Below are 14,269 nucleotides of genomic sequence, written 5' to 3'. Positions count from 1 at the left end.
CTGGAATTTAAGTATTAGTTACAATAACTGAGCAAGCTTAAAATAAACTTAAATAGTAGGCATAAAAAAACTGCAACCTTAAGTTACCGTTTTAAACAATTAACGTGTTTTAGAAATAATAAATCGCTAAAATTGAATGAATTTCTAGGTCGTCAGTCTTTGTTTGCTAACCAATGCTTATACAGCTCGCTCTGTTGATGTATGAAGTCAAGATTTTACCCCTTTGGTTTTATTTATTTTAACGCTTCCATTCGGGTAAATAACTCATTAAAGAAGTCTTCAAATATGTTCAAACAATGTTCGGAAAAACCACTTAGAATTTCAATTTTATTATTCTTTAATTCAAGGTGTTGAGATTGATTAATATACTTGATTAAATCACTATTCCCTGTTTTTACATGACCAGCAACATGAACAAAGCTATTTCTTATTTGCTGAATCTTGGTAATTTCTTTCCATGATTTGTGACTAGTTGGAAAATCCAAAAGAACAACTTTTTCGAGGTAGCGCTTGCCTTGATCAATAATTCCGTTAGCTTCAAGGTCTTTCATTTTTACTGGGTTTTCTATAGAAGATTGATACACCAAACAAATTCGATTGATTGTGTCTTCCAAAATAGTATAAATACTAATAAGTTCCGATTTTCGTTGGATGTTAGGGTAAACCTTACTTAACTCCCAGTATTCATCATGAGAATTTTCGTAGTATTCTGCTCTTTCAAAATCTTCCCATTCAGCAGTTATCTCTGCTGCATGTTTTTCAAATGCTTTTACTTCTTGATTTAGAAACGACTCAACATTTCTTGTATGTTGTTTAAACGTTTCCAAGTCCATCATTATGCCCATTTTTAAAAATGGCATTCTAAAATTTTTCACGAATCGTCCTTAATAAATATAACGGCCGCATAAACTGCGGAACAAGTTGGGTGATATTTTTGCGCTCATTGTTTTTGCAAAAAATCGCTCAGTTTGTGGAGTCAGATTTGATGTGCTTGTTATGTGCCTACTCCCCATTTAAATTTGCTATAAACTTGTCTATAGATGACATGTATTCAAGGAATACATCAACATTTGCAATCAAATCAGAGAAAGATATATCACTAGCATCATCATTGTGATGAATTATATTATTTCTTTTATTTACAATAGAGTTAATAAGTTCCTTATGCTCATTAAACTTATCATCAGAATTTAAATCTATTCCTATTAATTTAAATGCTTTGATCGTTTTATAAGGATTGCCTGAAATTGCATCTGAAATCTCTTTTTTGTTAAATCTATAGTTAGCATCTTCAAATGCCAATTCTTTTTCTTTGACGTCTTTGGTTAACTTCCAGTACAAAAAATTATGTGGTATAGATGCATCTTTTAACCGCTCACTAATTCTATTTGTATGTTCAAAGGCAACATCTTGCAAGTAGGCTTCCAAATAGGTACAAATATTTATTAAGTAAGACTTAACAAAGAAATTGATATTATCCGAAAAAATTTCGTCCGGATCTTCTTTCAAGACCCTAGATTCTGACTGACTGATAATTCCTTTAAGTGATGTCAGTAACCTTTCATATTTTCCATATAACTCATTAAACTGCATTTAAAACACCCTTTAGCAAGGTATCCCACTGGGCTCTACGTCTTTGTATTGAACCTTTATTTTGTAAACCACCTGATAAAGTTCTCTTAAATTCATCACTCTGACACAGGGTGGAGTATGCATTTTTAATTTCGGCTGCATATTTTCTTGCAATTTCAGGATCTAACTCACCAACAGTAGTCATCATAAGGTCATAATGAACTAGGCCTTTACGCTTCCTGTCAACCGAAGGATTCACAAATACGTCATCACCAAAAATTTCTTTACAAGTACTTAGTGCTTTCAAAAAACGTTCTCTATGCTCTATAAATTCATGGGCATCAAGTGAACTATTTTTTTCCATGTAGTTGTCTAAAAATGATTTTAAATTGTTATCAAAATTTGACAGGGCTTTATCATCAGAAAAAGCAAAATAGCGCAATACTTGCTCCTCCGGCTCCAAACCATCTCTGACTGAGTTTGAATTGTCTGCTAAGCCAAATCTCTTAATTTCATCATCAGCACCTAACTCGGCTAAAAGTTGATCTAATTCACCGGGATAAATAGCGTGTCTTATTTCCTGATCTGATAACTCAACAGCGCCTTGGTTTAAGCGTGAAAAAATTTCTCTTATTAAGCTTTTAGGGTTGTCTTTCCTTAAAACTATACATCTAATTGTTGTTGTTTCTAGATCTGTTTGGTAAGAGCCTAATTCTGAGAATTTTTTCCCTTCTAGCTCTTTAAATGTAGTTAACCCTTCTAGAGCAAACTCATTTTTAAAAAAACGATTTATGGTTGTTAAACGCTGTAAACCATCTATTACCATATGGGTACCATCTTCATCTTCAGCAAAATAACAAGAAGGCAACGGTATTCTCATTAAACATGATTCTATAAACTTCGAGGATCTTCCCCAACCATCTTTATCCCATTTATATTTTCTTTGAAAATCAGGATCTAATTTTAACTTAGCTGGTTTGGAGTTAATTCTACTTACCAGTGTTTCGAAGGGGTAATCTAAAGGATATAAACTTAACATTTTTTCTTGTGATGAATCACTCATATAGTTTCTTCTTTAATTATAAGATTATAAATATGGTTCGATATAAAACTGGCACATAACAGCTTATTGAACATCACTTTGGGGGGTTATTAAACCCCAAAACGGCGTATATTACATGGCTCAATAATTCCACTAAATAACTTCAATGTAAACAAGTTATAAAATTACCGTTGTTAAAATACACCAAAACGACTTTTAACAATGTTATTAGACAAAACATTGTTAACTGTCTATATGTACAGCATTATTTTTTAAGTTGAATATCGTTTATTAAATCTCTGTTTCTAAACATGATTAAATTATAATGGTGCGCTTTAAAACAAAAAAAGCACAACCCAAAAGGCTGTGCTTTTTAATAAACTAACACTCATACGTTTATAAAGATTAGTTTACAAACGAATACCGCCGTCTATCTCTACTACACGGCCAGTAAAAAAATCGTTTTCGATAATATACTGAGCAGTATGGGCTATTTCAGCGGTTTCACCTAAGCGCCCTACTGGTGTTACAGCAAGCATGCGCTGTTTAGCTTCTGGCTTCATTACATCGGTCATTGCGGTGCTAATAACACCTGGGGCAATGGCGCCAACGCGAATACCAAAACGGCCAAGCTCTTTAGCCCATGTAGTGGTTAGTGCCACAACACCGGCTTTTGAGGCGGCATAGTTAGTTTGGCCAATATTACCCGCACGCGCTACGCTCGACATATTTACAATTACGCCGCCTTTACCTGATTCAATCATGTGGCTAGCCGCTTCGCGCCCTGCCAAAAATACACCTGTTAGGTTAACGTCAATCACTGATTGAAATTGATCAAGCGACATTTTTTTAACCACTTTGCCGTCTTTGGCTTTTATAAACATGCCATCGCGTAAAATGCCGGCGTTATTAATTAATACCCCAATATGACCAAAGTCACTGTTAATGGTATTAAATACGTCTTCAACTTCGCTCTCAACGGTTACATTAGCGCTGTAGCCTTTAATAGTGCCTGTTACGCCTGCTAATGCAGATAGCTGCTCGGTTGCTTCATTTAACTGGGCTTGCGCCATATCAATTAAGGCAATATTAGCGCCCATTAAGGCAAACTTTTGCGCCATTGCAAAACCTAAGCCTTGTGCGCCGCCGGTAATAACTACGGTATTATTTTTTATTTCCACAATACTTTCCTACTTCGAAAACAATTTAAAAATGGCACTAAAATCATCACTGCCTGCACCTTGGTGCTGCATCATAGTGTATAAATTTTTAGCCATTGAGCCCATTGGCGTCAGTGAATTACTCTGCTGCGCCGCTTCCATAGCAAGGCCTAAGTCTTTAGCCATTAAATCAACCATAAAGCCGGGTTTATAGTCGTTACTAGCTGGTGCGGTTTCCATAACACCTGGGCAGGGGTTATAAAGTTCTAACGTCCAGTTTCGACCCGAGCTTGCGCTCATTATATCGCTGAGTACTTTTGCGTCGAGACCGTTATTAATGCCCATTTGAATGGCTTCACTAGTACCTGCCATTAAAATACTCAACAGCATATTGTTACATATTTTAGCAACTTGCCCTGCACCAATATCACCAGCATGGAATATGTTTTTACCCATATCGACTAATACAGTATTGGCTTTATCGAATGCAGTTTGCTCACCACCAACGATAAACGTAAGCGTGCCTGCCGTTGCCCCTGCTACACCACCCGATACAGGTGCATCAACAAACGCAATGCCTTGCTCGCCAAGGGCATGGCCTACATCACGAGCCGATTGTGCATCTATGGTTGAACAATCAATCACTAAGGTACTTTTACTCAGTACTTTAATTAAACCCGATTGCTCGTCTGTGCCTAAATAAAGTGATTTAACATGTTTGCTTGCCGGTAGCATGCTAATTAGCACATCAGCCTCGTGCGCACAGTCACTTGCGCTTTGCGCCGCACTAGCCCCATGATTCACAAGCTCTTTAACGGCCTCTGCACTTAAGTCAAAAACGCGCACACTGTGGCCTGCTTTAACTAAGTTTGCTGCCATTGGGCCGCCCATGTTTCCTAAACCAATAAATCCTATATTAAGTTTACTCATCGCTTTACCCTTGTAAATTTAGTTGTGAAAAGTACGGCTCTAACGGATGTTGCTCGCCAAAGCGATTTGCAAAAAAGCTCTCTACTACTTCGCTTGGCACATCTTTAAGAGTGTTAAATTGCCACTGTGGCGTACCGTCTTTATCGATTAGTAAGGCACGTACACCTTCTTGAAATTCGCCCACTTCGCCAGCACGAACCGACATGCCCAATTCCATTTTAAAACACTCAGCTAAGTTTTTACCTTTGCTGTGTTTAAGCTGCTCACTCACTAAAGCACAACTTAATGGACAACCATGCGCCAACGATTTTTGTGCACGTTGTAGCCATTTGTCATCTGTGGTTAGGTTTAAAATGTAATCTACCTGCTGCTGTAACGTGTCAAACTCGCCTAACTTTTGAATTAGCGATAAGTTAGTTTTTAAATTGCCTTTAGGCATACGGCTAGAGTTGTTATCTAACTCAATAAGCAAGTTACTAAGCTTGTCGTGGTTTAAACTTGCTGTTTTACCCCATTTAGTATTGAGTAACGCTTCAACAAGCTCTGGGTATTTATCGGCATTTACAAAGTGATCGGCAAGCGATACAAGCTTAGCGTCTTCACAATTTATAGATGCCGAGGTCAGCCCTAAAAACAAACCAACATGGGCGGGCATTTTATGTAAAAAATAACTGCCACCTACATCAGGGTAAAGACCAATGGTTTGCTCTGGCATAGCAATGCGTGATGTTTCGGTAACAACACGATGACTGGCACCGGCCATTAAACCTAAACCGCCGCCCATTACAATACCGTTACCCCACACTAAAATGGGTTTGTTGTAGCAGTGAATTAGGTAATCGAGCTGATACTCTTGAGTAAAAAACTCTTCAACCAATGAGCTCGGTTTACCCTCACTCATTGCTTTGTGTAAGCTCACTACATCGCCACCGGCACAAAATGCTTTTTCACCTGCGCCTTTAAGAACCACTAATGCAATGTTATCGTCTTTGTCCCATTGCTGTAGTTGTGGCTCGAGTAAGCTGATCATCTCAAAATTTAACGCGTTTAATGACTTAGGCGCGTTAAGCGTAGCAAAACCAATGAGTCGGCCATTGTCTGTGGTTGCCGTTTCAAATACCACGGCAGCATCAGCTGAATTTAAACGGGTTAATTCACTCATTAGCCATTCACCCAATTAGCTTTGCGTTTTTCTAAAAAGGCGTTCACGCCCTCTTGCTGATCTTCGGTATCAAATAAACCAACAAACAGCTCTCGCTCCAGTGGCAATGCATTCGCCATTGGCTGATGACGCCCTTTTTGAATCAATGTTTTACATGCAGCAACCGACGATGGGCTTTGCTCTGACACTTGGTTTGCCAGTTTTAGTGCTGCAGCAAAGCTTTCACCTTGTGCAACTACTTCTTCCACTAAGCCAATTTGCAGCGCTTTATCGGCTTTTAAGCGCTCACCGCATAAAATCATGCGTTTTGCCCAGCCTTCACCTACGAGCCATGCTAAGTTTTGCGTTCCACCAGCACAGGGTAATAAACCCACTTTGGCTTCAGGCAATGCCATTTGTGCTTGCTCTTCTGCAATACGAATATCACAAGCAAGCGCTACTTCAAGCCCGCCACCCATTGCATAACCATTAATGGCTGCAACCGACACGCCTCTAAAATTAGTTAGCGCTTCAAACGCTTCACCAAATACACATGACATATCTGCAGCTACACCTTTGTCGCCACTGGCAAATACATTTAGGTCGGCACCGGCGCTAAAAAACTTCTCGCCTTCACCAGTCAGTACTAATGCATAAATATTTTTATTGGTGTTGAGCTGATTAACTGTGTCTTTAAGCGCCACTAAGGTGTCTTTCGTCCAGGTATTCGCTGGCGGATTCGACATAGTTAAAATAGCAACATGACCTTCAATAGTTAATTCAATGCTAGGATTTGACATACTAATCTCCTTATAAAACTTCGCTGGCTGATTCGGCTAAGATACGACGTGCAATAATCACGCGCATAATTTCGTTAGTGCCTTCTAAAATTTGATGAACACGTACGTCACGTACATGGCGTTCAAGTGGGTACTCTTTAATGTAACCGTAGCCCCCATGAATTTGCAGCGCATCGTTACACACAGTAAAACCGACATCGGTTGCAAAACGTTTAGCCATAGCACAGTAAGTGGTTTTTTCACTGTCGTTAGTATCAAGTTTAAACGCAGCGAGTCGAACCATTTGGCGTGCTGCTACAAGCTCGGTATTCATATCGGCAATTTTAAATTGTAGCGCTTGAAATGCTGCCAATGGCTTACCAAATTGGGTACGCTCTTTTAAATACTCACGTGCGGTATTAAGTGCCGCTTGTGCAGTACCAATAGAGCAAGTTGCAATATTAATACGGCCGCCATCTAAGCCTTGCATGGCAAACTTAAAGCCTTCGCCCTCAGCGCCTAATAAGTTTGCTGCTGGAATTCGTACATCTTCAAAACTAATTAAGCGTGTTGGTTGTGCATTCCAACCCATTTTTTCTTCTGCTTTGCCGTACTCAATACCTTTGGCATCTGCAGGTACAACAAACGCTGAAATGCCACTTGGGCCATCAGCCCCTGTACGTGCCATTACCACTAAAATTTCTGTTTCACCGGCGCCTGAAATAAACATTTTTGAGCCGTTAATAATATACTCATCACCATCACGAACTGCTTTAGTTTTTAATGACGCAGCATCAGAGCCAGAGCCTGGCTCAGTTAAACAGTACGATGCCAGTAATTCACCCATTACCAATTGCTCAACGTATTTGTCTTTTACAGCATCGGTACCAAAGCTTGCGATCATCCAGGTTGCCATATTATGAATGGTCAGCATAGCTGTAGTTGCTGTACAACCCAGTGCAAGTTGCTCAAAAATAATGCTTGAATCTAAACGAGATAAACCTAAGCCACCGGCTTCTTCTGGGGTGTATAAGCCACAAAAACCAAGCTCACCAGCGGCTTTTATTGTGTCTTTTGGGAAAATATGTTCGCGATCCCACTTAGCAGCATGTGGTGCTAGTTCAGATTCTGCGAATTGGCGCGCCGTTTGCGCAAAAGCTTGTTGATCTTCAGATAAGTTAAAGTCCATGGTAGACCTCTTGTTGTGTTTTATTTGTTGTCGGTGCATCCCATAACGGGAGTTATTAGTGAGGAGCGACAACATTATATGTTGTGCCCCTCTTTTTTATTGATTATGCGGTTAAAATGTTACTTAAGATTAATACTCATATTTGGGCCTGAAGCGATATCATCTTCAAACCAGCGTGAGGTAATGGTTTTAGTTTCTGTGTAAAAACGAATACCTTGTTTACCATACGTGTGAGTATCGCCGTAGAATGAGCCTTTCCAACCCGTGAACGAGAAAAATGGTAAAGGCACAGGAATTGGCACATTAATACCCACTTGACCCACTTCAATTTCGTGTTGGAATTTACGCGCAGCCGCACCACTTGAGGTAAATAGTGAGGTACCGTTGCCGTAAGGGCTTTCGTTAATAAGCGCAATGGCTTCTTCAAGGGTATCAACAAACATACACGCCAATACAGGGCCAAAAATCTCTTCTTTGTACAAGTTCATATCTTTGGTTACATCAGTAAATAACGTAGGACCTACCCAGTTACCTTGCTCGTAACCTTCAACGGTAAAATCAGAGCCATCAATTAAACAGGTAGCGCCTTGTGCTTTACCATCGGCAATCAGTGATAAAATACGTGCTTTTGCAGCAGGCGATGTTTGTGGGCCATAAGCCGCGTCTGCATCATCCCAAACACCTGGGCGTACACCTTCAAAGCCTGCTTTAATTTCATCAACCCAGTCTTTTGCTTGACCAACAAATACCGCCACAGAAATACCCATACAGCGCTGACCTGCCGCACCTACAGAGGCACCCACAAGGTTATTAACAACATGCGATTTACTCGCATCAGGCATAATTACCATGTGGTTTTTTGCGCCAACACACGCTTGAACGCGTTTTAAGTTTTGTGTGCCTTTAGAGTAAATATAGGCACCTACACCACATGAACCCACAAATGAAATAGCACGAACGGCTTTGTCTTCTAATAAGCGGTCTACTTGTGGTTTAGTACCGTGCACAACTTGTAACACGCCTTTTGGTGCACCGGCTTCAATAAATAGCTCAGCTAAGCGCATTGGAGTAAGTGGATCTTGCTCAGAGGGTTTTAAAATAAAGGTGTTACCACACACAATTGCCAGTGGGAACATCCACAATGGGATCATTGCCGGAAAGTTAAATGGCGTAATACCTGCACACACACCCAGTGGTTGCATGTAAGAATACGTATCGATTTTGCGCGCTACGTTTTCCATGGTTTCACCCATCATTAACGACGGCGCATTAGCAGCTTGTTCAACTACTTCAATACCACGCCACACATCACCTTTTGCATCTTCAAAGGTTTTGCCTAGCTCATGACAAATAATAGTGGCTAGTTCATCATGGTTTTCTTTTAATAGCGCCGCGTATTTCATCATGATGCGCGCACGCTCAGTAATAGGCACATCTTTCCATGTTTTAAATGTTTCGCTTGCTGATGCAATCGCCGCATCCATCTCTGCGTCTGTTGCACATGGCACTTGCGCGAGCACTTCTTGATTAGCTGGGTTTACAACATCGATTAATTCATTTGACGTTGACTGAACGAACTCGCCGTTAATTAGTAAAGGTACTTGGTGCATAATAAATCCTATTGACTCAATTTAATTTCCGCAGCGCTGTGATTTTTATAGTTGCTGCGGCTTTGTTATCAGTTAAAGTGCTTCGACTGCCATAGCAACGGCTTCACCGCCACCTATACACAAAGACGCAACGCCTTTTTTGAGGCCTCGGTTTTTAAGCGCATGAATAAGTGTTACTAAAATACGTGCGCCACTAGCACCAATTGGGTGGCCTAGTGCACATGCACCACCATTCACGTTTACTTTGCTTTCATCGAGCTTTAATTCATTAATAGCCAGCATAGTGACCATGGCAAACGCTTCATTAATTTCCCATAAATCAACATCGGCGGTTGTCCAGCCAGCTTTTTCAAGAACGCTGTTCATTGCGCCCACTGGGGCTACGGTAAATTCACTTGGTTTTTGAGAGTGAGTGCTATGAGCAACAATTCTACAAAGTGGTGTTAAACCCTCAGCTTTTGCTTTTGATTCGCTCATTAGTATTAGCGCAGCACCACCATCTGAAATAGACGATGAATTAGCGGCAGTAATAGTGCCGTCTTTTTTAAATGCAGCTCTTAAGCTTGGAATTTTTTCAGGACGTGCGTTGCCAGGTTGCTCATCAATTGAAACCGTGACATCGCCTTTACGCGTTTTAATAGTGTGCGGAGTAATCTCGTTATCAAACCACCCATTGTCTATGGCTGCGTTTGCTTTACTTAATGAACCCAGTGCAAACGTATCCATTTGCTCACGACCAATACCATATTCATCGGCTGTATCTTGAGCAAAGCATCCCATTGCTTTATTGTCGTAGGCGTCTTCTAGGCCATCACTCATCATGTGATCTTTAATTTCGCCATGTCCCATACGCATACCGCCACGGGCTTTAGGAATAAAGTAAGGTGCATTGGTCATGCTTTCCATACCACCAGCGATTGCTGATTCAATAGAACCTGCTTTAATAAGGTCATTCGCTAACATCGCTGCTTTTAATCCAGAGCCACATACTTTATTAATAGTGGTAGCGCCGGTGCTTAGTGCAAGCCCTGCTTTAAGCATTGCTTGACGCGCAGGTGCTTGGCCTAAACCGGCTGGTAATACGCAGCCCATAATTACTTCATCAATTGCATCATTGCTTAAACCCGTTTGAGCAAGTGCGCCTGCAATGGCCGTAGCACCTAATTCGGTAGACTGCGCATCACTTAGTGCGCCCATAAATCCACCCATTGGGGTGCGTTTTGCTGCTACAATTACAACGCTTTCGAAAGACATAAAAGGCTCCATTTTCAATTAACGCAAACATGTTTTATTATGTTTAGCTTAATGTTTAAACTAATCTGATAAATACGAGCATACATAAAATTTACGTTTACGCCAACGTAAATCTAAAATCAACTTTCTAATTAGTGTAAAAACTGTAAAGTTAGCTTGCTAAAAATTTATTACATACTGTCTAACTGGCTTATAACGTTTATAAACACTCAACTTCTGCTGCATATCCGCTTTTATTTTATACGTCTAAAGTATAACGACCAGATCGCACTTTACCTTTACGTAAACTTCACTTATATTGGAGTTATTCGAATGAGGTAAACATTACAATGAAATCAGATAATCAAACAAACTTTGCAAATTCAGCCAACGAGCCGGCTAAAAACGAACAAACTTTTAGCATTAGTGAATTGGCTAAAGAATTTGATATTACCACCCGCTCTATCCGTTTTTACGAAGACCAAGGGTTAATATCGCCAGAGCGCAATGGTCAAACACGTATTTACTCAAAGCGCGACAAGGTACGCCTTAAGCTAATACTGCGCGGTAAACGTTTAGGTTTCACCTTAGCTGAAACAGGTCGTTTGTTTGAACTGTATGATGCTGATAAATCAAGTGCAAAACAGTTAGTTACTATGCTTGACCTTATCAGTGAGAAAAAAGCCGATCTTTCACAACAGATGGATGACATTAAAGTGGTTCTTATGGAACTGGTCACCGCTGAACGTCGCTGTCGCGACACGCTTAGCAAAATAGATGAATAAAATATAACAACGTCATCAACACACAGGAATTAATCATGAGCACTATTTCACTATATAAAGAAATGAACTTTGGCCTTGGCGAAACTGCAGATATGATCCGCAGTCACGTAAACAGCTTTGCCAGTCAAGAAATTGCCCCACTAGCTGAAAAAACTGACCTTGATAATGCGTTCCCCAATGAACTTTGGCCGCAAATGGGTGAAATGGGCGTGCTTGGCATGACCGTGGATGAAGAGTTTGGTGGTGCTGGTTTAGGCTATTTAGAGCACGTTATTGCCATGGAAGAAATTAGCCGTGCAAGTGCCTCTATTGGTTTAAGCTACGGTGCGCATTCAAACCTGTGTGTTAATCAAATAAACCGTAATGGTTCACAAGCACAAAAAGAAAAATACTTACCTAAACTAATTAGCGGCGAGCACATTGGTGCACTGGCGATGAGTGAGCCTAACGCGGGCTCTGATGTTGTTTCTATGAAACTTAAAGCAGAGAAAAAAGGCGATAAATACATTTTAAACGGTAATAAAATGTGGATCACTAATGGCCCTGACGCTGATACGTTGGTAATTTATGCAAAAACAGATTTAAACGCCGGCGCTAAAGGGATTACGGCCTTTATTGTAGAAAAAACATTTCCTGGTTTTTCAACCGCACAAAAGCTCGACAAACTCGGCATGCGTGGCTCAAATACCTGTGAATTGGTATTTGAAAACTGTGAAGTACCTGAAGAAAATATTTTAGGTAACTTAAACGAAGGCGTTAAGGTACTTATGAGTGGCCTTGATTATGAGCGTGTTGTTTTAGCGGCTGGCCCACTTGGCATAATGCAAGCGTGTATGGATATAGTGGTGCCTTACATCCATGAGCGTAAGCAATTTGACAGCCCTATTGGTCAATTTCAGTTAATACAAGGCAAAATTGCTGATATGTATACACAAATGAACGCAGCTCGCTCATATGTGTACACAGTAGCAAAAGCATGTGATCGCGGCGAAACCACCCGTAAAGACGCTGCTGGCGCAATTTTATATGCTGCTGAGCTTGCAACTAAAATGGCATTAGATGCAATTCAGATTTTAGGCGGCAATGGTTACATAAACGAATACGCAACAGGTCGCTTACTGCGTGATGCGAAATTATATGAAATTGGTGCGGGCACCTCTGAAATACGCCGTATGTTAATTGGTCGCGAATTATTCACTGAAAGCCGCTAAGGATTAGTTATGACGATTTTAAAATCGAGCGTTAATCCGCATGATCCAAATTTTGTGCAAAATCACAACAACATGTCGGCGCTAGTGGATGATTTACGTAGTAAAGCAGCAACAATACGTTTAGGCGGTGGCGCTGCGCTAAAAGAGCGCCATGAAGGCCGCGGTAAATTGTTTGTCCGTGACCGTATTACCACTTTGCTAGATGAAGGCTCGCCATTTTTAGAAATATCGCAATTTGCTGCCTTTGGCGTTTATGAACAAGATATTCCTTGTGCCGGTGTGGTTGCAGGTATTGGTCGCGTTAAAGGCGTCGAATGTATGGTGATTGCTAATGATGCGACAGTAAAAGGCGGCACCTATTTCCCGCTGACTGTTAAAAAGCATTTACGCGCTCAAGACATCGCCGAACGTTGTCATTTACCGTGTATTTATTTAGTTGACTCAGGTGGCGCAAACTTACCTGAGCAAGACGACGTATTCCCTGACAAACTGCATTTTGGTCGTATTTTTTATAATCAAGCGCGTATGTCGGGTAAAGGCATTCCACAAATTGCTGTGGTTATGGGGTTATGTACTGCAGGTGGTGCGTATGTTCCTGCTATGGCCGATGAAAGTATTATTGTAAAAGAGCAAGGCACTATCTTTTTAGCTGGTCCGCCGCTGGTAAAAGCTGCCACCGGTGAAGTAGTTACTGCAGAAGAGCTTGGTGGCGCCGATGTACACTGTAAAACATCAGGTGTGGCCGATCATTACGCAGAAAATGATGCTCATGCCTTGTCGATTGCTCGCCAATGTATTGAACGAATTAACTATTCGCGCCCTACCTCACCATTAATAGAAGAAGTAAAAGCCCCTCGTTATGATATTAACGAACTTTACGGCATTGTCGGTACTGATCTTAAAAAGCCATTTGATGTCCGTGAAGTCATTGCGCGTACTGTTGATGATTCATCGTTTGATGAATTTAAACGCTACTTTGGTGAAACACTGGTAACAGGTTTTGCCAGTATTTATGGTCATCCCGTAGGCATAGTGGCCAACAACGGTATTTTATTTAGTCAGTCAGCGCAAAAAGGCGCGCACTTTATTCAACTATGTGCTCAGCGCAATATTCCACTGGTATTTTTACAAAACATCACTGGCTTTATGGTCGGTAAAAAATACGAGTCTGAAGGCATTGCTAAACACGGCGCTAAAATGGTGATGGCGGTATCGTGTGCCGATGTACCCAAATTTACTATTTTAATCGGTGGCTCATACGGTGCAGGTAACTATGGTATGTGTGGCCGAGCATTTGAACCGACCATGATGTGGATGTGGCCGAATGCCCGTATTTCAGTTATGGGTGGTGAACAAGCCGCTGGTGTAATGGCGCAAGTAAAACAAGATGGTTTAGCCCGCAAAGGCGAAAGCATGAGCGAGCAACAAATTAGCGATTTTAAAAAGCCAATCATCGATCAATACGAACAGCAAGGTCATCCTTATTATGCCAGTGCCCGTTTGTGGGATGATGGCATTATTGACCCTGCTGATACACGCAATGTTCTAGGGCTTGCACTTAGCGCAGCTAAAAATGCTCCTGAGCGTGAATCAAAATTTGGCGTATTTAGAATGTAA

At 40.8% G+C, this 14,269-nt stretch carries 13 protein-coding genes; 3 read left to right on the top strand and 10 right to left on the bottom strand.

The window, feature by feature from the left end; all coding sequences use genetic code 11:
* Window positions 1-233: 233 nt before the first annotated feature.
* The 10 genes from B1F84_RS07290 to B1F84_RS07240 all read right to left on the bottom strand — a co-directional run bounded on the left by B1F84_RS07290 (window position 234) and on the right by B1F84_RS07240 (window position 10,677).
* A complete protein-coding gene (locus B1F84_RS07290) occupies window positions 234-875 on the bottom strand; it encodes a hypothetical protein (protein WP_131691020.1) in 642 nt (213 codons plus the stop codon).
* Window positions 876-1,002: 127 nt separating this feature from the next.
* Window positions 1,003-1,593 carry a HEPN domain-containing protein gene (locus B1F84_RS07285; RefSeq protein ID WP_131691019.1) on the bottom strand — a complete coding sequence of 197 codons (591 nt, stop codon included), beginning with the start codon at window positions 1,591-1,593 and terminating at the stop codon, window positions 1,003-1,005.
* Window positions 1,583-2,635 carry a DUF262 domain-containing protein gene (locus tag B1F84_RS07280; protein WP_131691018.1) on the bottom strand — a complete coding sequence of 351 codons (1,053 nt, stop codon included), beginning with the start codon at window positions 2,633-2,635 and terminating at the stop codon, window positions 1,583-1,585. The genes B1F84_RS07285 and B1F84_RS07280 overlap by 11 nt, the downstream gene beginning before the upstream one ends.
* A 389-nt stretch (window positions 2,636-3,024) precedes the next feature.
* Window positions 3,025-3,795, bottom strand: a complete 771-nt coding sequence (locus B1F84_RS07270) for an SDR family oxidoreductase (protein ID WP_008114682.1) — start codon at window positions 3,793-3,795, stop codon at window positions 3,025-3,027.
* Between the two features lie 9 nt (window positions 3,796-3,804).
* On the bottom strand, window positions 3,805-4,704 hold the full coding sequence (mmsB, locus tag B1F84_RS07265) for a 3-hydroxyisobutyrate dehydrogenase (RefSeq protein ID WP_131691017.1): 900 nt from the start codon (window positions 4,702-4,704) through the stop codon (window positions 3,805-3,807).
* A 4-nt stretch (window positions 4,705-4,708) separates the two neighbouring features.
* Entirely contained in the window at window positions 4,709-5,866 is a 1,158-nt protein-coding gene (locus B1F84_RS07260; RefSeq protein WP_131691016.1) for an enoyl-CoA hydratase/isomerase family protein, read from the bottom strand.
* A complete protein-coding gene (locus tag B1F84_RS07255; RefSeq protein ID WP_076919543.1) occupies window positions 5,866-6,645 on the bottom strand; it encodes an enoyl-CoA hydratase in 780 nt (259 codons plus the stop codon). Before B1F84_RS07255 ends, B1F84_RS07260 begins: the two co-directional genes overlap by 1 nt.
* Before the next feature lie 10 nt (window positions 6,646-6,655).
* Window positions 6,656-7,813 carry an acyl-CoA dehydrogenase family protein gene (locus B1F84_RS07250; RefSeq protein WP_131691015.1) on the bottom strand — a complete coding sequence of 386 codons (1,158 nt, stop codon included), beginning with the start codon at window positions 7,811-7,813 and terminating at the stop codon, window positions 6,656-6,658.
* A 119-nt stretch (window positions 7,814-7,932) separates the two neighbouring features.
* Window positions 7,933-9,423 (bottom strand): CoA-acylating methylmalonate-semialdehyde dehydrogenase, encoded by a 1,491-nt coding sequence (locus B1F84_RS07245; RefSeq protein WP_131691014.1) that lies wholly within the window; start codon window positions 9,421-9,423, stop codon window positions 7,933-7,935.
* Window positions 9,424-9,495: 72 nt separating this feature from the next.
* The gene (locus B1F84_RS07240; protein WP_010389953.1) at window positions 9,496-10,677 is read right to left on the bottom strand and encodes a thiolase family protein; all 1,182 of its coding nucleotides are present in this window, start codon (window positions 10,675-10,677) and stop codon (window positions 9,496-9,498) included.
* 329 nt (window positions 10,678-11,006) lie between these two features.
* Here B1F84_RS07240 and B1F84_RS07235 point away from each other — a divergent pair, with 329 nt between their 5' ends.
* The 3 genes from B1F84_RS07235 to B1F84_RS07225 are packed head-to-tail and all read left to right on the top strand — an operon-like array spanning window position 11,007 to window position 14,269.
* Window positions 11,007-11,441 (top strand): MerR family DNA-binding transcriptional regulator, encoded by a 435-nt coding sequence (locus tag B1F84_RS07235; protein WP_008114692.1) that lies wholly within the window; start codon window positions 11,007-11,009, stop codon window positions 11,439-11,441.
* A gap of 35 nt (window positions 11,442-11,476) precedes the next feature.
* On the top strand, window positions 11,477-12,652 hold the full coding sequence (locus B1F84_RS07230; protein ID WP_008114693.1) for an isovaleryl-CoA dehydrogenase: 1,176 nt from the start codon (window positions 11,477-11,479) through the stop codon (window positions 12,650-12,652).
* A gap of 9 nt (window positions 12,653-12,661) precedes the next feature.
* Complete coding sequence (locus tag B1F84_RS07225; protein ID WP_131691013.1) at window positions 12,662-14,269, top strand: carboxyl transferase domain-containing protein; 1,608 nt, start codon at window positions 12,662-12,664, stop codon at window positions 14,267-14,269.

The sequence above is a fragment of the Pseudoalteromonas sp. DL-6 genome, from assembly GCF_004328665.1.
GTDB lineage: Bacteria > Pseudomonadota > Gammaproteobacteria > Enterobacterales > Alteromonadaceae > Pseudoalteromonas.
Note: the sequence above shows the minus strand (reverse complement) of the source record. Positions and strands in the feature narration are given on the sequence as shown.

Bases quoted from the DNA above. Each gene is read 5' to 3' on its own strand.
- B1F84_RS07260 (WP_131691016.1), bottom strand. From the start codon at position 5,866: ATGAGTGAATTAACCCGTTTAAATTCAGCTGATGCTGCCGTGGTATTT.
- mmsB (WP_131691017.1), bottom strand. From the start codon at position 4,704: ATGAGTAAACTTAATATAGGATTTATTGGTTTAGGAAACATGGGCGGC.
- B1F84_RS07225 (WP_131691013.1), top strand. From the start codon at position 12,662: ATGACGATTTTAAAATCGAGCGTTAATCCGCATGATCCAAATTTTGTG.
- B1F84_RS07240 (WP_010389953.1), bottom strand. From the start codon at position 10,677: ATGTCTTTCGAAAGCGTTGTAATTGTAGCAGCAAAACGCACCCCAATG.
- B1F84_RS07255 (WP_076919543.1), bottom strand. From the start codon at position 6,645: ATGTCAAATCCTAGCATTGAATTAACTATTGAAGGTCATGTTGCTATT.
- B1F84_RS07280 (WP_131691018.1), bottom strand. From the start codon at position 2,635: ATGAGTGATTCATCACAAGAAAAAATGTTAAGTTTATATCCTTTAGAT.
- B1F84_RS07245 (WP_131691014.1), bottom strand. From the start codon at position 9,423: ATGCACCAAGTACCTTTACTAATTAACGGCGAGTTCGTTCAGTCAACG.
- B1F84_RS07250 (WP_131691015.1), bottom strand. From the start codon at position 7,813: ATGGACTTTAACTTATCTGAAGATCAACAAGCTTTTGCGCAAACGGCG.
- B1F84_RS07285 (WP_131691019.1), bottom strand. From the start codon at position 1,593: ATGCAGTTTAATGAGTTATATGGAAAATATGAAAGGTTACTGACATCA.
- B1F84_RS07235 (WP_008114692.1), top strand. From the start codon at position 11,007: ATGAAATCAGATAATCAAACAAACTTTGCAAATTCAGCCAACGAGCCG.
- B1F84_RS07230 (WP_008114693.1), top strand. From the start codon at position 11,477: ATGAGCACTATTTCACTATATAAAGAAATGAACTTTGGCCTTGGCGAA.